Genomic DNA, 19,983 nt, shown 5'->3' with positions numbered 1-19,983 from the left:
GGCGGGTTGGAACTCGGGACGGATCACCAGGGCCTGACGCCGCGTATGGAGGCGTCGATGACCTGGACGGGGTGCAGCACGGGGAGCTGTTTGTCGAGATGGCGCGAAATCTGCAGCAGACAGCCGGGGTTGGCCGTCACCACGGCGTCCGGCGCGGTGGAACGCACGTTGTCCGCCTTGCGGCGGCCGAGTTCCTCCGCGGGGCCGGGCTGGATGAGGTTGTAGACGCCCGCGGAGCCGCAGCACATGTCGGCCTCGGGGATGTCGACCACCTCGAGTTCCGGCACGCTCCCCAGGACGGCCCGCGGCTGCTCGCGCACGCCCTGCGCGTGGGCGAGATGGCACGCCTCGTGGTGTGCGAGGCGTGCGGCGACGGGGTGCCGGGGGGCGCTGGGCGTGAGTTCGGCGAGGAGTTCGGAGACGTCGCGCACCTTGGCCGCGAACGCCTCGGCGCGCTCGCGGTATTCGGGATCGTCGGCGAGCAGCCGTCCGTACTCCTTGAGCGTCGAGCCGCAGCCCGCGACGTTGACGACGATCACGTCGACGCCGAGCGGTTCGAAGGTGTCGATCAACTGCCGTGCCCGGCGGGCCGCTTCCTCCTCACGTCCTGCATGCTCGCTGAGGGCGCCGCAGCAGCCCTGCGCGGCGGGCGCGACCACGTCGCAGCCCTCGGCGGTCAGTACGCGCACCGTGGCCTCGTTGACCTGGGCGAAGAAGACCTGCTGCACGCAGCCGGTCACCATGCCCACGGTGCGGCGTGCGGTGGCAGGCTCCGTGCCCCGCTCCCCGGCGGCCGAGGCGGTCTCCGCGTGTGCCGTCCGGGTACGGCCCGTGTCCGCACGGGCCCGGCTTCGCTCGGGTGTGCGGCGCAGCGCGGAGCGCAGGGGCACGTCCGGCATCAGCGCCTCCAGCGCCCGCAGCCTCGCCGGGAGCCGCCGCAGCAGGCCCGTACGGTGCAGGGCGCGGCGGATGCCCAGCCGCTGGTAGACGGCGCCGAGGACCGCGGCGACGCGCAGCCGCCGCGGGTAGGGGAAGAGGCGGAAGATCAGTCCACGGAAGGCCCGGTCGGAGCGGGTGCGTGCCCAGTTGCGCTCGATCTGCGGACGCACCGACTCGATGAGCCGGTCGTACTGCACGCCGGACGGGCACGCCGTCACACAGGCCATGCAGCCGAGGCAGTTGTCGAAGCTGGCGACGGCGGCGGCGTCGAGCGCGGCGTCGCCCTCGTTGATGAGCTGCATCTGGTAGATGCGGCCGCGAGGTGAGTTCATCTCCTCGCCGCTCAGCGTGTACGTGGGGCAGGCCGGCAGGCAGAAGCCGCAGTGCACGCAGTCGGAGATGAGCTCGGGGGACGGCGGGTGGTGGGCGTCGAAGCCGCCGGGCGAGGCCGGCGTCCGGGGTGTTCCACCGTGCGGCGTGGTCATGCGGTGCTCCCTGGAGAAGTGCCGGGGCAGAGGAACCGGGGCGGACGGTCGGGGACGGTCGGTCGGGGACGGTCGGTCGGGGACGGTCGGTCGGGGACGGTCGGTCGGGGACGGTCGGTCGGGGACGGGGGTCGCGGCCGGGGGTCGCGGCCGGGTCAGAACCAGGGCGCGAAGCGCCCCGGTGCACACCTGTCGTCGGGGTCGAACCGCCGCTTGAGAGAACGCAGTACGGCGACCGCGGAAGGAGCGGGCCCCCACGAGGCGGCCGCGGTGTCCACACCTTCGCGGCGTCGCCGCAGCGTCACCGAGCCGCCCGCCTCGTGCACGGACTCGCGCCACGCAGTGAGGCACTCGGCGTGCTCCGCCGCGTCCCCGCCGCGCAGCACAACGGTGTGCAGCCCCTGCGCGACGCCGCTGACGAGGGCGGCCTCCACGCCTGTGCCCTCGGTCAGGTCGTGCAGCCTGCGTGTGAGGGCGGGCAGCCGCGCAGGATGCGTTCCGGCGCGCAGGACGGTCTCGCCGTCCGCCCCGTGCACGAGTGCGGACAGCCGCTGCCACGCGGCCCGTTCGGCCTCGGCGCCGAGCACACGCCCGGCCTCGAGCCCGGGGACCCGCGGGGCGAGGCGGCCGCGTTCCGTCGCGCTCTCCTCGGTGCCCTGGAAGCGGATGAGCAGTTGCTGCCCGTCCCACTCGACCGCGACCGGTTCCAGCGGGGAGCTCATCACGGCACGCGCCGCCGAGAGCGCGCGGCCGGCGTCGTCCACCGCGAGGGCGAGGGTCGTCGTGGCGGCGGGCAGGGGGTGGACGCGCAGGTTGAGCCGGGCGACGAGGCCGAACGCACCGAGCGAGCCGGCCATCAGCTTGACCAGGTCGTAGCCGGCGACGTTCTTGATGACGTCGCCCCCCGTGCGTGCCACGGTGCCGTCGGCGAGTACGAGGGTCGCTCCGATCACCAGATCGGCGAGGCCGCCGTACTTCAGGCGCCACGGCCCGGCGTCGCCGCACGCGAGCAGTCCGCCCAGCGTGGCGCCCCGGCTGCCGGTGGGCGGGTCGACGGGCAGCCACTGCCCGGCGGGGGCCAGCAGCTCCTGAAGGCGGGTGAGGGGCATCCCGGCCTCGACGCCGACCGTCCAGTCCTCGGGGGCGTGACTGATCAGGCGGTCCATGCCGGAGGTCTCCAGCACCAGACCGGTCCGCGCGACAGGCGCTCCCCACTCCAGCGCCGTGCCGGCCCCCTCGAAGAGCACCGTACGCCGCTCGCGTGCGGCGACGGCCAGCGCTTCGGAGGCCTCGGCAAGGCCCGACGGCCTTACGCGGACGGGCACTTCACCTGCGCCGCTCCCCCGCTCCGCGGCGGGCGGCGGTGCCCGGTCGGGTCCGGCGTCCGTGGGCGTGGTGGTCTCCACCGGCGTCCCGGAGGACTCCTCGGTCACCTCTGCTCACAACCTCTCGATCACGCCGGCTGCTTCCAGCGGGTGCGGGCGGTAGCGGCCGGGGGTCTCCCCGCACAGCCGTGGAGTGGGCAGCACCTTGCCGGGGTTGGCGAGTCCTTCCGGGTCGAAGGCGGCACGCAGCTGCCGCATCACCGCCAGGTCCGTCTCACCGAACATCTCCGGCATGGAGCACGCCTTGTCGAGGCCGATGCCGTGCTCGCCACTGAGCGAGCCGCCCAACTCCACGCACATCTCGGCGATTTCGGCGGCCAGCTTCTCGGCACGCTCCGCCTCGCCGGCCTGCTCGTCGAAGAGGACGAGCGGGTGCAGGTTGCCGTCCCCGGCGTGGAAGACGTTGGCCACACGCAGGCCTTCGGCGCCCGACATCGCGGCGATGCGGCTCAGCGCTTCCGACAGGCGGGTGCGGGGCACGACGCCGTCCTGCACGAAGTAGTCGGGGCTGATGCGGCCCACTGCCGCGAACGCGGCCTTGCGGCCCTTCCAGATCAGTGCCCGCTCCGCGGCCGTCGTGGCGATGCGCACGTTCGTGGTGCCCTTCTCGTGGCAGAGCGCGACGACCTTCTCGAACTGCTCGTCGCATTCGTGTTCCATGCCGTCGAGTTCGACGACGAGCGCCGCTGTGGCGTCGAGGCTGTAGCCGGCGTTCACCGCCGCTTCGCACGCCTCGATGGCGAGGGCGTCGAGCATCTCCACCGCTGCCGGCACGATTCCGGAAGCCATGATGCCGCTGACGGCCTCCCCCGCCGCCTCGACCGTCGGGAAGTCCGCGACCAGGGTGCGCACGCTCTCGGGGGTGCGCAGCAGGCGGACGGTGATCTCCGTGGCGATGCCGAGGGTTCCCTCCGAGCCGATGAACAGGCCGCGCAGGTCCGGCCCGGTACTCTCCGGCGCGTCTCCCCCGAGTTCGGCGACCGACCCGTCGGGCAGCACGACCCGCAGTGCGGTCACATGGTGCACGGTGAAGCCGTACTTGACGCAGTGGGCGCCGCCGGAGTTCTCTGCGACGTTCCCGCCGATGGTGCACACCACCTGGCTCGAGGGATCGGGCGCGTAGTAGAGGCCGTGGGGCGCGGCGACGCGGGAGATCTCGGCGTTGGTGACGCCGGGCTGGAGGACCATCCGCCGGTCGTCCGGGTCGACTTCCAGCACCTGGCGCATGCGGGCGAGAGAGATGACCACTCCCTGCGCCACGGGCACCGCTCCCCCGGAGAGCCCCGTTCCGGCCCCTCGCGCGACGAACGGCAGACCGGCCTTCGCGCACAACGAGACGGCCGCGGCGACCTCTTCGGTGCTGCGCGGCAACACGACCAGGGCGGGGACTTCACGGAAACCGGTCAGACCGTCACACTCGTAGGTCCGCAGCTGGAGCGGATCGGTCAGCACGGCGTCCGTTCCCAGTGCGGCTTCGAACTCCCGGAGCAGTGCGGAGTCGACCATGGCACCGTGCCTCCTGACCCGTAGACCCTCCGACGGAACGGCAGTTCAGCGAATTCCGGAGTCCGGTATTCAAGGACCGCGTCACGGAACCTAGGGTCCTTGTATCTATGGGTCAACCCTTCGTTGCATCTATGTCTCACAACTGCTCCGCCCAGGCCAGGGCCACTCGTTGCCCATGCGCATGCGCCGACCGGGCGCCAGGCCGTCGGCGGGCGTCGAGTCCTGTCCGCACTCCCGGCGCGGAACCGCGGGCGGTGGCGCGCGGTGCCGAGGTGCCGGCCGCCGGGCCGACCGGCCGTCCTCCCCTGCCGTCACCTGACCCGCCCGGACTCCCCCACGAGAGGCCGCCGGCCTCCGTGAGTCCCGTGAGAGGTGGCGCCGTCAGGCCCGTTCAACTCTCGCCGCACGCACGTCAGTTGGCCGCCGGACCCCTCGGACGCTGCGAGGCGGCACCCCTTCCGCGGACTCCGCCCGGCAGCCGGGGACGGGGCAGACCGGACGGCCCCTGGGTCACTCATGCGGCTCGGGGGCCTCAAGGGGCTCAGGGGCACTTCTGAGAGCCGCACGGCGACCCGTCGGCCCTGGGCCCGGAGGCAGACCTCCGCGGGGCGGAGAGAACCGCTCACGGATCGACCGTGACCGCACCGCCCGTTGGACGGGCCGCGCACGCTCAGGGCCCGCCTCCCCCGCACGCCCCGGGGGCGTTACGGGGGAGGCGGGCCCTGAGACGGGTTCCGGTGCTGCCGAGCGCCGGGCGTGCGGCCCCGGGAAGTCAGCGAGTCACGCCCGCCCTCTTGCCCTTGTCGGTGGCGGCGTGCCAAAGGCCCATCTTGCCCTGGCCGTTGATGTCGCCGGGCTTCTTGTCACCCTTGAACCAGTACAGCGGCCAGCAGTCGATCGTCATCTGCTCGGTGCCGTCAGGGCGCTTGAAGGTGGTGATCAGCTTCGGGTCGACGCCGCTGATCTTGTTCTTGTCGGCGGGCTTCGCGGGCACCCAGCTCTTGAGGCATTCGCCCTTGCAGTTGGTCTTCATCGGCCACGCCGAGTCCTTGTCGAACCGGTAGAGCGTACGGCCCTTCCCGTCGGCCAGGATCTTGCCGAGCTCCGGGTTGTCGACGGCCTTCACGTCCTTGACGTTGCGCGGGCTCGCCTTGCCGCCGTCGGGCGTGATGGCGTTCCACATCCCGCCGGAGCCGTGACCCTCCATCTCGCCGGGCTTGGAGTCCTTCGCGAAGCGGTACACCGGCCAGCCGCCGAGGGTCAGCTGCCAGGAACCGTCACTGCGCTTGACCTTGCCGATCTGCTCCTTGGAGATGCCCGCCGACGCCTTGGCGTCCTTCGCCGGCACCGGCGGCCAGGCCTTCTCGCATTTGCCGTTGCAGTTGGACTGCGAGGGGGAGGCCGTGTCCTCGTCGTAGCGGTAGAGCGTCCAGCCCTCCGAGTCGGTGACGACGTCGCCCAGCTTCGCCGTGGGTTTGACCTCCAGCGTCTTCGCCGGTGTCTCCCTCTTGCTGGTGCCGCTCGCGTCTCCCCCGCTGTCGGCGGCCTGTCCGGCCGGCTTGATCTTCTGACCGGAGTAGTCATCGCCCTGCGAGCCGCAGCCCGTAGCGAGCAACGCGACGGCGAGCGCGGTCCCGATCAGAGCCACGTGACGCTGCTTCCTCATGACCGCTCCTTCATGCTGGATATGTGTGGCTGGCATGTGAGTGTGGTGCAGGAGTGATCCAGGCGGCGGAAAGTTGTCCGATCGTGCCAATCGGACCGGTTCCGCCACGCGGCCAAATGTGCTGACCGGCCAACTTCCCTTTCACTGCAGCACGTTGAGCACCGCGCGGTCCCCCGTGACGTTCCGCCGCAGCCCCCGGCACGACCGGCCGGAGGGGACTCAGCGCTCCACGATCCGCAGCGCCAGCGCCGGGCACCGGCGCACGGCACGCTGCGCCTGCTTCTGCATGTGCGGGTGGATCGTCGCCGACGCACCCATGGGGTAGCCGTCGATGTCCAGCTCGATCATGTCCGGTACGACGCCCGCGCACAGCCCGTGCCCCTGGCACAGCGTCCAGTCCACGACGAGGCGCCGCTGCTTCTGCTGGAGCTTCGGCGCGGCACGCCGTGCGCGTTCCGGACGCGCCGGGGGCTCGTAGCCCGCGGCGAGCTGCACCTGTTCGGGAACCGCCAGGCTGCCGAAGACGGGCCTGCCGCACCCGCTGCCGAGGGCGTGCTCCTCGAAGTCCTCGGCGAAGCTCTCCAGCGCCGACTCGACGAACCGGGCCGTTCCGTCTGGGTGGCTGCACGCGCCGCGCTTCTTGACGCCCTTCGTGCGCGCCCGTATCGCCTCCAGCGCTTCCATTCCTCCGCCGTCCGCGGCCCAGGCAATCGTGTCGGCGATCGCCGGCAGCCCCAGGAAGCAGGGACCGCACTGCCCGGCCGACTCCTCCGCCATCCACCGGGCGACCAACTCGACCTCACCGACCGGGCAGGTGCCCTCGGGCAGCGCCAGTACCGCTCCGGCGCCGAGCGTGGAGCCCATCGCCTCCAGCGAGTCGCGGGAGATGCGGGCCTGCCAGCACGAGTCCCGCTCAAGGAAGCGGCCGTGGTAGCCCCCGATCAGCACACCCTGGCCCGGGTCGATGCCGCACAGCCCGAGGATGTACGGGAGCGGCGCACCGGTCGGCGTCTCCACGACCTTGTCGCCGCTCACCGTCAGGAGCACGGTGCCCGGTTCCGTGGGCAGACCCACGTTGCGGAAGTCGAGAGCTCCGAGGCGGGCACCGACGGCGAGCTGCGCGAACGTCTCGGTGTTGGACAGCAGCGTGGGCATTCCGGCGACACCGGCGTCGCTGGCGCGCACACCCGACCCCGAGGGCAGCACCGGAAGCTGGTTGAGACCACTGACGATGGAGCTGGACTCGCCCGTGACGAAGCGTTCCGGCATGCGCACGACGCGGATGCGCGGGCCTTCCGGGCCGCGCTCGGCGACGGCGTCCCGGACGGAGCGCTCGACGTCGGGCCGCGTCACGGCGACGCTGACCTCGTCCGAGTTGAGGGCTCGGGCGCAGAGCATCGCTCCGTCCAGCACCAGATGCGGGGTGAAGAGCAGCAGCGCGGTGTCCTTGAGACAACTCGGCTCGCCCTCGCTGCCGTTGACGACCACGGCCGCCCGCGCCTGCTGGCGCCGGTGGGCCGATTCGATGACGGCCTTGAGCTTCTTGGCGAAGGGGAACCCCGCGCCGCCGCGGCCACGGAGGTCGATGTTCTCCGCGAGATCGACCAGTTCCTCCAGCCGCAGCTCCGGCATCGTTCCGTGCACCGTCAGATGGCCCACGCGCTCCAGGCGCCTGGTCCATCCCGCGCCGGTGCCCAGGCCCGCGAGCAGCCGCGGCGGGCCGAACGAGGCGAGGGAGGGCACCGAGTCCGCGTTGCCCGCGGAGACGGGGGAGGGCACGAGAGCTGTCACTATTGCTCCTTCTTGCGCTTTTCGGCCGATGGGTTGCGCCCAGGGGCCAGACGCATCATCAGGACGACCGTCACTCCGGTAAGGGCCACGCCGTATCCCCAGTCCACCCAGTCGGCGACCGGACGGCCGGCACGCAGGCCGTGCACCAGCGAAGCGCCCCATGCCAGATAGGCGGTCATGTGCAGGGCACGCCACATCCGGGACTGGCCCTTGCGTGCGAAGGCGCCCCGCACGGCGCCGGTGACCATCACCGCCACGAAGAGATATCCGGCGACCGTGCCCAGGCCGATGAGGATGGGCTGGGCCCCGTCGAGCCCCGGTATCAGCGTCGCCTGCCAGGACGTGGACTGGAGCGCGAGCTTGGACCAGATGTGCAGGCCGAGGAAACCGATGCCGCCGACGGCAGAGCCCCGGTGGATCGCCTGAGCTATCAGCCGGTGGTTCGGGTCCAGCAGCATGCGGTCCGAAGCTGCGACGCCCCACAGGACGGCGAACGTGAGCAGCAGCAGGGAGAAGACACCCGAGCCGAACTCGACGAACGCCCACAGCCTCTGCATCGACTGATTGCTGATCGCAAAAACGATCGCAAGGGTCGAAACGATGATGAAGGCCGTGTAACGGGGGACGAAGCGGGCCGCGGTACCACGCCCGGGATTCTCGGCATCGAGTCTGGGAGCCGGGTTCGGGCGCTGACGGCCCTGACGAGGGGAGGAGTCACCCCGCCGCTCGTCCACGAGCGCCGTCGGGCGGCGCTTCGCCGGCGGGACACGGATCTGTTCTGGGGGCATCCGGATCTTCCGATCGCACTGTCGCCGAGTCCGACCTGACCCTCGGTCCCGCATCTGCCGTATACCGCAAAGCAGTTGAATCGGGAATGACCCGTCACGTTCCGGTGTGAAGCTCTCTACTTTGCGCGACCAGAATGCGGTGGTCGGGATGCAGAAGCATCTCGAAACTCCCCGGGACCTTCACAGGATTTATCGCTCTGTGACAAATTCTGGCAGTGGGATCGCCGCCGCACCCCGCGGTGTCGATGATGCCCCTTCAGGGGAAGCAGGGGGACCCTCAACTCCGGGACCGGGGCGGGATACCGGTTACCGGAGGCAACCTCCGCGGGCTTGTCCTCCCGTGCTCGGGCAGGCCCAACCCGGCAGGAACGAGGTAGAGATGAGCGACGTTCTCAACCGCACCCGCTCTCGCCCACGCGGCGAGTGGGTGCGTGTTCCGAGAAAGGAGCTGCCCGCCGTCGCAGACCAGGTGGTGGAAGCTCTACAGCGCAGCATACCGGCAATGTCCGCTTTTCTGCGGGAAATTGACCGCGAGGATGCCCAATGGGCCGTCGAGCAGGCATTGCTGGCGGCACTGGGACATCACTTCCCGGAGACAAAGGATACGGACACGGGAACCGCGAACCAGGCTGACAACGTCACAGCTGCGGTTCCCATCGACCGAGCCCGGCGTCAACTGTTCACGGCACTCATGGGAGAGGAGGAATTCCCGGAATCACGCCTGACGGAACTGGCCAGGTCAGCAAGGTGGCCCCTGCCCGAGACCGTGCGTGCGATAGCCCTCGCCTCACCCAGCGAGGTGCCCCAGCTCGCTGCGGCGCTCGGCAATGCGCTGGTCAGCCCCGTCGAGAGTGAACTGTGCCTTCTCGTACCCGACCCGGAAGAAGACCGCGAAGCACTGGAGAACGTGCTTCGCGGTCGTACGGCTGCGGTCGGGCACACCGTCCCGCTGAGCGATGCGGGTTCATCGGTGCGCTGGGCCCGGCGGCTGCTGGAACTGACACCCCCTCCGGCAGCACCACCGGGCGGCAGCGGCATCAACGGCGGTATCGGAAACAGCCAGGACGGCAAGGTCCTCTTCGTCGACGACCATCTGTCCATGCTTCTTCTGCTGCAGGACGAGTCACTCGCCTGTGCGCTCTCCTCCCGCTGGCTCGGCCCCCTCGCCGAGCTCACCCCGCGGCAGAGCGAGCGTCTCGAAGTCACGCTTCTGGCGTGGCTGGAGAGCGGCGGGGCACCTGAGGCGGCGAAGACGCTGCAGGTGCACCCCCAGACGGTGCGGTACAGGCTGCGTCAGATAGAGAAGCTGTTCGGCTCGGCGCTGCGCGACCCGCGTACCCGTTTCGAACTGGAGATGACCCTTCGCGGCCGCAGGCTGCTGGGGCAGATACGCCGGCAGCGCACCCGTGCAGGCCGCAGGGCGCGCACCACCACATCGGGCGTACGCCCGCTGGGTGTCGCACGTGAGGCCCGCGTCAACGGTCTGTGACCGCAGGCACCCGGTATTCGCGTGCCGGGTGCCTGCACGGGATCCACGAGTGAAGCCCTGACACAAGAGAACACCGGAGAACAACGAAGCGGCCCGGACACAGGATCTGTGTCCGGGCCGCTGTCGTGTGCTTCCGCCGCGGGGCCCGAGGCGGCCCCGCGGCGGAGTCCCTACATCAGCAGTCCTGGTCCTCGTTGATGCAGTTCACGGCTTCCGTCATCAGGTCCTCGGGCATGACGTTGATGAAGTCGCTGTGGTCGGTGATGGGCTTGTGCAGCTGCTCCGGGAAGGAGTCGACCGCGAACGGCGTATCCGCATTGAGGAGGTTCTCCTGCGGAATGTCGTACTTGATGGTCTGCTGCAGCTGCGGGACGTTCTGGAATCCCTCGGGGCAGTTGCCCTGGTCGTCCGAGAACGCCATGTGGTCGCGGTGGTTGCCGCTGTCCGTGTTCTGACCGTCCCAGCAGTTCTGGAAGTTGAAGGTACGGATCGTCGCGCTGCCCTCGGGGCAGATCGGGTACTTGTCCTCCAGCTGACGGTCCTCGAAGCCCTCGCAGCTCCAGGAGGCGTTGGCGTTCTCGTCGCCGTTGGTGAAGGACTTCGCGTCACCGGTGATGATGCGCAGGAAGCGCGGCATCTCGGCGACCTGGTCGGCACCGCCGGAGGTGAACTTCAGCGTGGCGTCGGGCGGGAGAATGGTCCCGACGTTCAGGTCGTTGGCACCGCCGTCGCCGGGCTGGGCCTCGGCCCCCTCGCCGCCGCCGACCTGGTCTTCCTCGCCTTCACCTTCGCCTTCACCCTGGCCCTGGTCCTGGCCCTGGTCCTGACCCTGATCCTGACCCTGATCCTGGCCCTGATCCTGGCCCTGATCCTGGCCCTGATCCTGACCCTGATCCTGACCCTGGTCCTGACCCTGGTCCTGACCCTGATCCTGACCCTGATCCTGACCCTGATCCTGGCCCTGATCCTGGCCCTGATCCTGGCCCTGATCCTGGCCCTGATCCTGACCCTGATCCTGACCCTGGTCCTGGTCCTGGCCCTGGTCCTGACCCTGGTCAGCACCCTGCCCGCCGTCGGCGAAGCTGTTGGTGCCGACCTCGTTCCCGGCCTGCTCACCCGAGACGTCGCTCTCCTGGACCGCGCCGCGCTGGTCTTCGTTCCCGTCCAGCGAACGGATCACGGGCCAGTAGTGCGTCGACTGGTCGCCCTTGGCGCAGGTGGTATCCGCAGCGGCGAGAGACTCGTCGCTGGAGGCCTGGTTGGTGTCCAGGTTGCCCACGTAGTCGTGGACGTGGTGGGCACCGTTGAGAACGCCCGGAGCTGCGATCACGTTGTCGGAGTTGAAGTGTTCCTCTTCGTTGTTGCCGCACTCCGTGGTGAAGCTGCCGCCCGGGTCCTCCTCCTCCGAGGCGTTGGGCTCGACGTCCTCGATGTTGACGAAGTCCTCGGCCACCGGGCCGGAAGCCTGCTGACCTTGGCCCTCGTCACCGCCCTCCTGGGCGGCCTGGTCCTGCATCATCTCGCACTGGGCCATCGAGCCCATGTCGGCGGGCTGCTGTGCGCCGGCCTGCTGCAGGTCCTGGCCGATGCTGCGGATCGTCTCGGAGCGCTGCTGATTCAGCTGACCCAGAGCCTCCTCGGAACTCTTCTCCTTGGAGCTCCACTGGCCGTAGGCCTGAGCGACCTGCTGATCCAGAGTGGCGAGCTTCTGACCCACTGACTCCTTCGCGCCCTCGGGCACCTGGTCCAGTGCAAGGCTCACATCAGGACAGTCGATCGTGCTCGCAGCAAGAGCGGGGTCTTCGTTCGACCCTGCGAAGGCACTTACACCTATCGCCGCCGCGCCACCACCACCGACCACCAGCGCTGCGACGATTGCTATCGTTTTATTCGCCGTGCGCGAGCGTTTGTGGCCTTTTTGTCTCATGTTGACTTCACTCCACTCATTTCACGTCGTTCAGCGCCTCGAAGTCCACGAGTCCCGTGTCCTCCAGGACTGTGATGTGGTCGAGGACAATGGCGTTGGCCCGGGTCGCCAACGACCGCACCATTGAGTTGCGGGTCTGATCACGTACAAGGCCGATGAGGCCGAAAACCACGCCGTGAGCCTGGCGCAGCCTTTCGACCAGCACCTTGTCGAATTCCTTGCCGTTCGCCCTGTTGATCTCGTCCAGGTAGTCCTGGTTCTTGCCGGAAGGCCGGTTCGGAAGCGAAACCTTCAGGGTGCGACCGGCATCGATGGCCCGCCGGTCCAACTCCGTGTGACCGTCGACGAGATGATCGCCCGCGATCCGCACCGACTTGGTCGTCCCGCGCTCCTGTGCGGATCTGCCGGCGGGCAGTTCCCACAAACCGGCATTCCGCACTTTGCGTATGAAGTCACGGTCCATCGGAGTAAGAGGCCCGTATTTCGTTGACCGGGTTCCCTTACCGTCGTCCTGCCATCCTGCCCGGGCGAGCGCGATGTTGCGGTTGCCGTCGAAGAACTGATTCGGCAGCAACAGCGCGCCCAGGGTTGCGACAAGCCCCAGAACGACCAGCACAGTGCCGATCGCCCGCCCGGAAGCCATGGCGGAACGCATCCGCCCCCTCCTCTCCACAGACATCTTCGAAGTGCGACGGACGCTAATGGTGTGTGTGAGGATGTGGTCGAGGCTTCGTCCCGACCTGACAAGAACCGGTCCTGCAGCGTTCAACACTGCTACATTGCCGAGTGGTAACTGCCGTGTGTTGGTGCCGTGATCGGTAAGGTCCACCGGCTCCCGGCAGACCTTCCCGGCCACAGCGCCGGGTGACGGCGGTCAGGCCGAGTAGAGTTCCTCGATCTCCTCCGCGTACATCCGCGTGATCTCCGACCGGCGCAGCTTCAAGGACGGCGTCACCAGCCCGTCGGCCATGCTGAACTCCTCCGGCAGGATGCGGAACGACCGGATCGATTCGGCGCGTGACAGGGCGCTGTTGGCCGCCACCATCGCTCGTCCCACCTCGCGTTCCAGTTCCTCGGACGGCGTGCTGCCGTAGCCGGGGCCCGAAGGACCCCACTGCTCGCGGCCCCTGCGCCACTGCTCGACGACTTCCGGGTCCAGGGTGACCAGTGCGGCGATGTAGGGACGGTCGTCGCCGACGACGAACGCCTGCGAGATGAGCGGATGGGCACGCAGACGCGTCTCCAGCATCATCGGTGACACGCTTCTGCCTGAGCTGGTGATGATGACGTCCTTCTTGCGGCCCGTGATGACGAGGTAACCGTCGTCGAGGTAGCCGAGGTCGCCCGTGCCGAGCCAGCCGTCGCGCAGGGTCTCCTCGTACGGACTCCTGGCGTGCGCGCCCCCGCCCCGGGACGAGTGGCGCCTGTCCTGCCCGTGCGCGGCCCCGCCCTCCGGATGGGCGGCGTGCCGCGTCCCGGCCTCCTCCGAGCGGCCCGTGTAGCCGGGAAAGACCATCGGGCCGCGCACCCACACCTCGCCGTCGCGGGCGATGTGCACCGAGGCGCCGGGCATGGGACGGCCCACCGTGCCGAACCGCGGCCGCCCCGGAGGCTGCGCGGTGATGGCGCACGTGGTCTCCGTCAGCCCGTAGCAGTCGTAGACGACGATGCCCGCGCCGGCGAGGGTCAGGCCGAGTTCACGGCTGAGCGGGGAACCTCCCGAGACCACGTTGCGCGTACGGCCGCCTAGCACGTCCCTGAGGTGCCGGTAGACCAGGCGGTCGTAGACCGCGTGCCGTGCCCGCAGCCCCGCGCGGGGACCCGGCCCGGCGCCCAGCGCCTGGGCCTCCGCCGCCTCCGCGTACCTCCTGGAGACGTCCATCGCCCGGGCGAACATCGCTCCGCGGCCGGCCGTCTCGGCCATCATCCGCGCACCGGAGTAGAACTTCTCGAAGAAGTACGGGACCGCGTACAGGCACGTCGGCCGGAAGGACCTGATCGCCGGCATCAAGTCCTTCGCGGAGACGGAGGGTTGATGCCCCAGCAGGTAACCACCCCGGATGCACATCACCGTCACCATCAGCCCGTACACGTGACCCACCGGCAGAAAGGCCAGCACGGAGGGCTGCTGGCCCGGTTCGCCCATCAGCGGGCCCCAGCCGGCGAGGATCGTGTCGCACTCCGAGGCCAGGTTGCGGTGCGTGATGACGCATCCGCGCGGGCGGCCGGTGGTGCCCGATGTGTAGATCACGGCGGCCGTCATCTCCGGTGTGACGGCCCAGCGGTGACGGTGGACGTCGTTGTCCTCGAGCGTGCGGCCCGCTTCCGTGAGCCACGCCACGCAGTCGGCGTCGAACTGCCAGATGTGACGCAGCCGCGGCAGCACGTCGACCACAGAGCCGACGGTCATCGCGTCGTCCTCGTGCTCGACGACGACGGCGCAGGCGTCCGAGTCGCCCAGGACCCAGCGCAACTGCTCCGGGGAGGACGCCGGATACAGCGGTACGACCTGGGCGCCGATCGACCACAGGGCGAAGCTGAAGAGGGTCCATTCGTGGCGCGTACGGGTCATGACGGCGACCCGGTCGCCGAAGCGTATGCCTTCCGCCAGCAGCCCCTTGGCAAGCCTGAGCACCTGTGAGGCGAAGGCGGCGGCGGTCATCTCACGCCACGGGCCGGTGTTCCCGTCGGGCCCCTCACGGCGTGCCAGCTGTGGCAGCCCCGGTTCCCGCGCGGCCAGTTCGTAGACCGAGTCGGCGAGCCCGCCCGATCTCAGCGGCTCCACGAGCGACGGAAGGCTGTAGTCCCGCACAGCACATCGCCCCCCACCCCGACCGCTCACATCACGACGTTCAGTGACTGACCGCGCAAATTACCTCGCTGCGCGGCCTGTTGCCTAGGGAATCCAGGATCTTCCCGTGCGTGGAATCGGAGGAGGGTGTGTGAGGGAATTCGGCCGCTCACCTGCGCAGCGCCTGTTCGGCTTCCCGTGCGGACGGCCTGCGGCGGGCACCCCGACGGGGGTAACCGCCAGTAAGCACGGTACGCCGGCGGCGGGTCCGGCGCGCTCCCGTCCCCGGGGGCCGGCACGCGGCAGACCGCACGTGGCTCCGCGCACGGGCAGGAACCAACCGCCCCTTCGTGTATGGGGGTTCGCACTCCTGACGCGCCGTCGGGCGACAGGACTCCCGCGGTGGACGAGCGTTGAGCCCGGCGAACCCCCGACGGGGGCGCATTCGCGTACGCGCCCCGAGGAGGAGATCCAGGTGACGCCGGCGAGCGCCGGGACCCCGGCGGGCCCCGGCCGAGAATCACGGCGCCCGGTTCGACCAGCAGAACGGTGGTGTCGTGCACGGGCTCGACGCGCTCCCGTCCGTGCCACCGGTCCTGCCGGGTCCGGGCTCCGGGAGGGGGCGGGAGCCGGCCGGGACGGCCCGTCCCGGGTGCGGCCCGTCAGGTGCCGCTGATGATGCGGGTGAGCTCGTCGACACCTTCGCGGGTACCGACGGCGACGACCGCGTCGCCCGCCTCCAGCCGGAACTCCGGCCCGGGAGACGGATGCGGCCCCGTGCGGCGGAGCACGGCGACGATGTAGGCACCGGTGCGGGTACGGGCGCGGGTCTCCCCCAGCGGGCGGCTGCGGAAGGGGGACTGGGTCGTGACCGCGATGCGCTCGGTGACCAGGTCGAGATCCATCTCGCTGGTGGCGAGTGCGGGCGTCTCGGGTGGTGCGAGCAGCTCGGCGAGGGATGCGGCCTCGTCGGAGTCGAGCGGCACGGTTGCCTGGCAGGCGTCGGGGTCGTCCGGCTCGTAGAAGCCGAGGAAGCGCCGCCCGTCCTGATGGGCGACGACAGAGATGTGGCGGCCCGCCCGGGTTTCGATGTCGTACTGCGTGCCGACTCCCGGCAGCTTGGTGCGCTGCGTGGTCATGGCTGCCTCTGCCTCCTCGGAGAGTGCGATACGGGCCGCACGACGCGGCGAGCACGAGAGTAACCCGTACCGCGCGCCCACCCCCAACCGCGTCCGCCGGTCCTCCGCCCGCCCAGCGGGGGGGGGAGAGTCGGGGGGACGCGTTCCGGCAAAGGCGCGGGCAGCCCGTGCCGGGCCACCGTCAAGTGACCGGCGCAGGCGACCCGTTGACGCCTACGAACCGTCCGGGTCGGCGCGCTCCAGGGCCGGCTTCGGTCCCGGCTCGGCCTCGGTCAGCAGGTAGTCGGCGGCAGCAGTGTCGGTCACGAGGCTCGTGACGAGGCCGGAGCGCAGGACCGCACCGATGGCCTCCGCCTTGCGCTGGCCGCCGGCGATGGCGACGACCTCCGGGATCCGGCGCAGCCGTTCGGCCTCGACGGTGATGCAGCGCTCCCCCAGGTCGCGGCCGATGCGCCGGCCGCTCTTGTCGAAGAGGTGCGCGGACATCTCCGCGGCGACCCCGAGCGACGAGTAGTGCTCGCGCTCGGTGTCGCTGAGCATGTCGTGGACGGTGGAGATGCCCGGCTCCCAGGATCCGATGGACACGGCGGCGACCGTCACCTTGTCGAAGTACTCGAAGGCGCGGGCGATGCCTGTCTGGCTGCGCAGCGCGGCGGCGGTCGCCGGGTCGGGCAGCAGCATCGGGGCGTAGACGGGGTGTGCCTCTCCCCCGGCGACCTCGGCCGCCCGCCGTACGGCCTCGACGGAGCCGCGGTCGGCGGTGCCCGCGTCGTAGACGCCGGTGAGCTGCACGACCGTGCACGGCGGCAGCTGGCGGAGCGCGGCGGCCATGTGGATGGTGGAGCGGCCCCAGGCCAGGCCGAGCACGTCCCCTTCGGTGACGAGCTCGCCGAGCAGGCCGGCGGCGACCTCTCCCAGGTTCTCCGGGTCGGCGCCGTCGTCGGCCGCCTCGGAGGGGGATTCGACGACGACGGCGTGCCGCAGTCCGAAGCGTGCCCGCAGAGCGTCCGAGCGGTCGGCGTCCAGTTCCGCGGGAATCCTGATCTCGATGCGGACCAGGTCGCGCTCCAGCGCCGTCTCCAGCACCCGCGCCACCTTGAAGCGGCTCACGCCGAACTCGTCCGCGATCTGGATCTTGGATTTACCCTCAAGGTAGAAGCGGCGTGCCATTGCTGCCGCCTGCATGAGCTCGGCGGGTCCCATTCGTGTGGTCCGACCCGACGACACCGCACTCACCTCACTGTCTTGCCGTACGTGCGCATCAGCGCTGGGCGTTCATCCTTGCAGATCCCGGGTGCCCCCGATCCCGTTCGTGCGCCTGCGGACAGCTCCGGCACCGTTTCCCGGAGCCTGATTCCAGTGTGCGCACACCGCGGACGCATGCCGAAGCGTCCTCAGCGGCACCGGCCTGCGGCGGGCCGCCGGGACCGCGTCCCTGGGAGAAAACCCGGGTCAGAGGGTCAGAGCCGGTCGCCGCCGGGGGCCGCGGCTGAGCGTCCGGCCGAGCGGCGGGCCGCCTCCTCCGCCTGCTGGCGCAGGCCCCGCACGGCCGCGGCCGGGTCGTCGGTCCCGTAGACGGACGATCCCGCGACGAAGACGTCCGCTCCGGCCTCGGCGCACTGCTCGATGGTCGACGCGGAGACCCCGCCGTCCACCTGGAGCCACATCTCCAGGCCGTGCCTGTCCATGAGCTGCCGGGCCCGGCGGATCTTCGGCAACATGATGTCGAGGAACGCCTGCCCGCCGAATCCGGGCTCGACGGTCATCACCAGCAGCATGTCCAGCTCGGGCAGCAGGTCCTCGTAGAACTCGACGGGGGTCGCGGGCTTGAGCGCCATCGACGCGCGGGCGCCGAGCGCCTTGATCTCCCTGGCGAGCCGTACGGGCGCGTCCGCGGCCTCCGCGTGGAAGGTGACGGAGCTGGCGCCGGCCTCGACGTACTGCGGCGCCCAGCGGTCCGGCTCCTCGATCATCAGATGGCAGTCCAGCGGGATGTCGCTGGCCTTGCTCAGCGCCTCGACGACGGGCGCCCCGATGGTGAGGTTGGGGACGAAGTGGCCGTCCATGACGTCGACATGGAGCCAGTCCGCGCCGGTCACCGCTTGGGCCTCCTCGGAGAGACGCGCGAAGTCGGCCGAGAGGATGCTGGGGCTGATCTGAGCCATGTGCCTGGTGCCTGCCTATCTGAACCGTCGGGCCGGGCCTGCCCGGCCCGCGCCCGCCTGTGCTGCCCTGAACCGTGCGGCGCGGGGCGTTCGGGGTGCCGCACGCCGGATCATGCCATCCGCGGGGCGCGGGCCCTCGCGCGGCCACCGGCTCGCACGCCCGTGCTTCCGGGGCGCGGGCCGCCATGCGGGCGGTGCGCGCCTCGGAGGCGCGGGCGGAGACGAACGCCGGGCGTGCGCCGCGGGTCCTTGTTCCGCGGCGCACGCCCGGGCGAAGGTGCGTACTCAGAGCCAGCCCGGGATGACGAAGAGCAGCCACGTCACGGGCGGCGCGACGGCGACCATGCTGAAGCCCCAGATCATCAGCTTCTTGAAGACCATCTCCCGTTGCTCCGCAGGCGCGTTCGCCGTCACGAGCGCACCGCTGGTGGAGAAGGGCGAGGAGTCGACGACCGACGAGGAGACGGCCAGCGCGATGATCATGCCGACCGCTCCGACGTGACCGCCCTGAAGGAAGGGCACGGCCAGCGGGATGAGCGCACCGAGGATTCCGGTCGTCGAGGCGAAGGCGGAGACCACCGCACCGATGAAGCAGATCAACAGGGCTGCCAGCAGCGGGGCGTTGATCCCCGCGACGCTGTCGCCGAGGAAGTCGATCGTCCCCATGTCCTCCATCATCGTGACGAAGGTGACGATGCCGCAGACGAGAAGCACCGTGGACCAGGCGCAGGCGTCCACTGCACCCTTGGCGGACGCGGGGTTCACTAGCGTGAGCACCACGCCGACGGTGAGTGCCATGAGGCCGGGGTCCAGGTCGAAGAAGAGTGTCCCGACAACCATCCCGACCAGCCCGAGCAGCGTGAGGGCCCGGATGCCGGTGAGCTGTGCGGCCTCTTCCTCCTCCTCGACGGCGGTGGTACCTCCTGCACCGGAGGGTGCAGTCACGGGCGCGGGGGCTCCGCCGCCCTTGACAGCCGTCGCTCCGGTGCCGCCGTCGGTCTCCTTTCCGGGCTTTTCGCCCGACCCGGCAGGTGCGCCCGCCGTCACCAGCGAACCGCCCTCGCCGTCCCCGGATTCCGTCGCATTCTGCGTGTCCTCAGCCCTGCGGCCCATGAGGCTGCGTCCACCGAACAGGAAGAAGACGACGAGGCTGAGAACCACGTTGAAGAGGAACGAGCTGACGAAGAGCAGCGTCGGATTTCCTGCCAGTTCGTTCCGCGACACGACGCCGTTCGTGATGCTGCCGAAGATGCTGATCGGGGAGAATCCGCCGGCGCTGGCGCCGTTGATGATGAGCAGCCCCATCAGCACCGGATTGATCCGGTAGCGGACGCAGAATCCCATGCCGATGGGAGCGATGATTCCCACGGCTGCGGGCACGACGGCCCCGGTCGCCGTCAGAACGGCCGTGACCAGGAACATCACCCAGGGTATGAGCGCGATCCTGCCGCCCACCGCCCTGGTTGCCGATTGGACGAGCCAGTTCACCGTTCCGTTGTTGTTGGCGATGGCGAAAAGGAATGTGACACCGACGAGAACGACGAACAGATCGCCCGGGAAGCCGCCGAATATGTCGTCCGCGGATCTGCCCACGAATCCACTTCCGATCACAAAGGCGGCGACGATGGCGAGCGCGCCCATGTGGACCGACGTGAAGGTGGCGACGGCGAACACCAGCACCAACCCGATGATGGCTATGACGTGATCTGGCACGAGGCTTCCTCGCCTTCGGTCGAATGGTCACTGCAAAGGCGTGCCGGCACATATCCGAACGGAAATCAGAAGCCTTTCGGGGGCCTGTGACTCCGCCCTTGCGAGCGCTTCTGGGGATTGCCCGCAAAACGCCACAGCATTCCGCGATGCGGAATCCGGTTTTCGCCTTGGGTGAGTATGTGAGGGGGGTCGGGACCCG

Annotated in this window: 14 protein-coding genes; 1 reads left to right on the top strand and 13 read right to left on the bottom strand. The window is 70.0% G+C overall.

The window, feature by feature from the left end:
* Positions 1 to 23: 23 nt before the first annotated feature.
* The 6 genes from H180DRAFT_RS19480 to H180DRAFT_RS30520 form a co-directional block, all read right to left on the bottom strand.
* Positions 24 to 1,424, bottom strand: a complete 1,401-nt coding sequence (locus H180DRAFT_RS19480; RefSeq protein WP_055487377.1) for a (Fe-S)-binding protein — start codon at positions 1,422 to 1,424, stop codon at positions 24 to 26.
* Between the two features lie 155 nt (positions 1,425 to 1,579).
* The gene (locus tag H180DRAFT_RS19475) at positions 1,580 to 2,857 is read right to left on the bottom strand and encodes an FAD-binding oxidoreductase (RefSeq protein ID WP_079100235.1); all 1,278 of its coding nucleotides are present in this window, start codon (positions 2,855 to 2,857) and stop codon (positions 1,580 to 1,582) included.
* Positions 2,858 to 2,863: 6 nt separating this feature from the next.
* On the bottom strand, positions 2,864 to 4,315 hold the full coding sequence (locus H180DRAFT_RS19470) for an FAD-linked oxidase C-terminal domain-containing protein (protein ID WP_055487376.1): 1,452 nt from the start codon (positions 4,313 to 4,315) through the stop codon (positions 2,864 to 2,866).
* Positions 4,316 to 5,087: 772 nt separating this feature from the next.
* A complete protein-coding gene (locus H180DRAFT_RS19465) occupies positions 5,088 to 5,981 on the bottom strand; it encodes an SCO0930 family lipoprotein (RefSeq protein WP_055487375.1) in 894 nt (297 codons plus the stop codon).
* A gap of 219 nt (positions 5,982 to 6,200) precedes the next feature.
* Positions 6,201 to 7,772: an NADH-quinone oxidoreductase subunit NuoF family protein gene (locus H180DRAFT_RS19460; protein ID WP_055487374.1), complete on the bottom strand. Its 1,572-nt coding sequence runs from the start codon at positions 7,770 to 7,772 to the stop codon at positions 6,201 to 6,203.
* Positions 7,772 to 8,329, bottom strand: a complete 558-nt coding sequence (locus tag H180DRAFT_RS30520) for a hypothetical protein (RefSeq protein WP_055487373.1) — start codon at positions 8,327 to 8,329, stop codon at positions 7,772 to 7,774. The genes H180DRAFT_RS19460 and H180DRAFT_RS30520 overlap by 1 nt, the downstream gene beginning before the upstream one ends.
* Before the next feature lie 922 nt (positions 8,330 to 9,251).
* Between H180DRAFT_RS30520 and H180DRAFT_RS19450 the strand changes: the two genes are divergently transcribed.
* Positions 9,252 to 10,049 (top strand): PucR family transcriptional regulator, encoded by a 798-nt coding sequence (locus H180DRAFT_RS19450; protein WP_254666085.1) that lies wholly within the window; start codon positions 9,252 to 9,254, stop codon positions 10,047 to 10,049.
* A gap of 175 nt (positions 10,050 to 10,224) precedes the next feature.
* Here the strand turns inward: H180DRAFT_RS19450 and H180DRAFT_RS19445 are convergent, their stop codons facing one another.
* The 7 genes from H180DRAFT_RS19445 to H180DRAFT_RS19415 form a co-directional block, all read right to left on the bottom strand.
* Positions 10,225 to 11,811, bottom strand: a complete 1,587-nt coding sequence (locus H180DRAFT_RS19445; protein ID WP_254666084.1) for a DUF1996 domain-containing protein — start codon at positions 11,809 to 11,811, stop codon at positions 10,225 to 10,227.
* A gap of 181 nt (positions 11,812 to 11,992) precedes the next feature.
* The gene (locus H180DRAFT_RS19440; RefSeq protein ID WP_055487370.1) at positions 11,993 to 12,631 is read right to left on the bottom strand and encodes a DUF4142 domain-containing protein; all 639 of its coding nucleotides are present in this window, start codon (positions 12,629 to 12,631) and stop codon (positions 11,993 to 11,995) included.
* A 219-nt stretch (positions 12,632 to 12,850) separates the two neighbouring features.
* Positions 12,851 to 14,788, bottom strand: coding sequence for an AMP-dependent synthetase/ligase (locus H180DRAFT_RS19435; protein WP_055487369.1), 1,938 nt, complete (start codon positions 14,786 to 14,788; stop codon positions 12,851 to 12,853).
* A gap of 641 nt (positions 14,789 to 15,429) precedes the next feature.
* Positions 15,430 to 15,906 carry a cation:proton antiporter regulatory subunit gene (locus H180DRAFT_RS19430; RefSeq protein ID WP_055487368.1) on the bottom strand — a complete coding sequence of 159 codons (477 nt, stop codon included), beginning with the start codon at positions 15,904 to 15,906 and terminating at the stop codon, positions 15,430 to 15,432.
* A gap of 213 nt (positions 15,907 to 16,119) precedes the next feature.
* Positions 16,120 to 17,109 carry a sugar-binding transcriptional regulator gene (locus H180DRAFT_RS19425; RefSeq protein WP_175437799.1) on the bottom strand — a complete coding sequence of 330 codons (990 nt, stop codon included), beginning with the start codon at positions 17,107 to 17,109 and terminating at the stop codon, positions 16,120 to 16,122.
* A gap of 257 nt (positions 17,110 to 17,366) precedes the next feature.
* The gene (gene rpe / locus H180DRAFT_RS19420) at positions 17,367 to 18,071 is read right to left on the bottom strand and encodes a ribulose-phosphate 3-epimerase (RefSeq protein ID WP_055487366.1); all 705 of its coding nucleotides are present in this window, start codon (positions 18,069 to 18,071) and stop codon (positions 17,367 to 17,369) included.
* Between the two features lie 285 nt (positions 18,072 to 18,356).
* The gene (locus tag H180DRAFT_RS19415) at positions 18,357 to 19,784 is read right to left on the bottom strand and encodes an SLC13 family permease (RefSeq protein WP_055487365.1); all 1,428 of its coding nucleotides are present in this window, start codon (positions 19,782 to 19,784) and stop codon (positions 18,357 to 18,359) included.
* Positions 19,785 to 19,983: the final 199 nt, after the last annotated feature.

The organism is Streptomyces sp. WMMB 322 (assembly GCF_900090145.1).
Lineage (GTDB): Bacteria > Actinomycetota > Actinomycetes > Streptomycetales > Streptomycetaceae > Streptomyces.
Note: the sequence above shows the minus strand (reverse complement) of the source record. Positions and strands in the feature narration are given on the sequence as shown.

What these genes read in the sequence shown, in the direction of transcription:
- H180DRAFT_RS19480 (WP_055487377.1), bottom strand. Translation starts at nt 1,424, where the DNA reads ATGACCACGCCGCACGGTGGAACACCCCGGACGCCGGCCTCGCCCGGC.
- H180DRAFT_RS19470 (WP_055487376.1), bottom strand. Translation starts at nt 4,315, where the DNA reads ATGGTCGACTCCGCACTGCTCCGGGAGTTCGAAGCCGCACTGGGAACG.
- H180DRAFT_RS19465 (WP_055487375.1), bottom strand. Translation starts at nt 5,981, where the DNA reads ATGAGGAAGCAGCGTCACGTGGCTCTGATCGGGACCGCGCTCGCCGTC.
- H180DRAFT_RS30520 (WP_055487373.1), bottom strand. Translation starts at nt 8,329, where the DNA reads ATGCAGAGGCTGTGGGCGTTCGTCGAGTTCGGCTCGGGTGTCTTCTCC.
- H180DRAFT_RS19450 (WP_254666085.1), top strand. Translation starts at nt 9,252, where the DNA reads ATGGGAGAGGAGGAATTCCCGGAATCACGCCTGACGGAACTGGCCAGG.
- H180DRAFT_RS19440 (WP_055487370.1), bottom strand. Translation starts at nt 12,631, where the DNA reads ATGCGTTCCGCCATGGCTTCCGGGCGGGCGATCGGCACTGTGCTGGTC.
- H180DRAFT_RS19430 (WP_055487368.1), bottom strand. Translation starts at nt 15,906, where the DNA reads ATGACCACGCAGCGCACCAAGCTGCCGGGAGTCGGCACGCAGTACGAC.
- H180DRAFT_RS19425 (WP_175437799.1), bottom strand. Translation starts at nt 17,109, where the DNA reads ATGGGACCCGCCGAGCTCATGCAGGCGGCAGCAATGGCACGCCGCTTC.
- rpe (WP_055487366.1), bottom strand. Translation starts at nt 18,071, where the DNA reads ATGGCTCAGATCAGCCCCAGCATCCTCTCGGCCGACTTCGCGCGTCTC.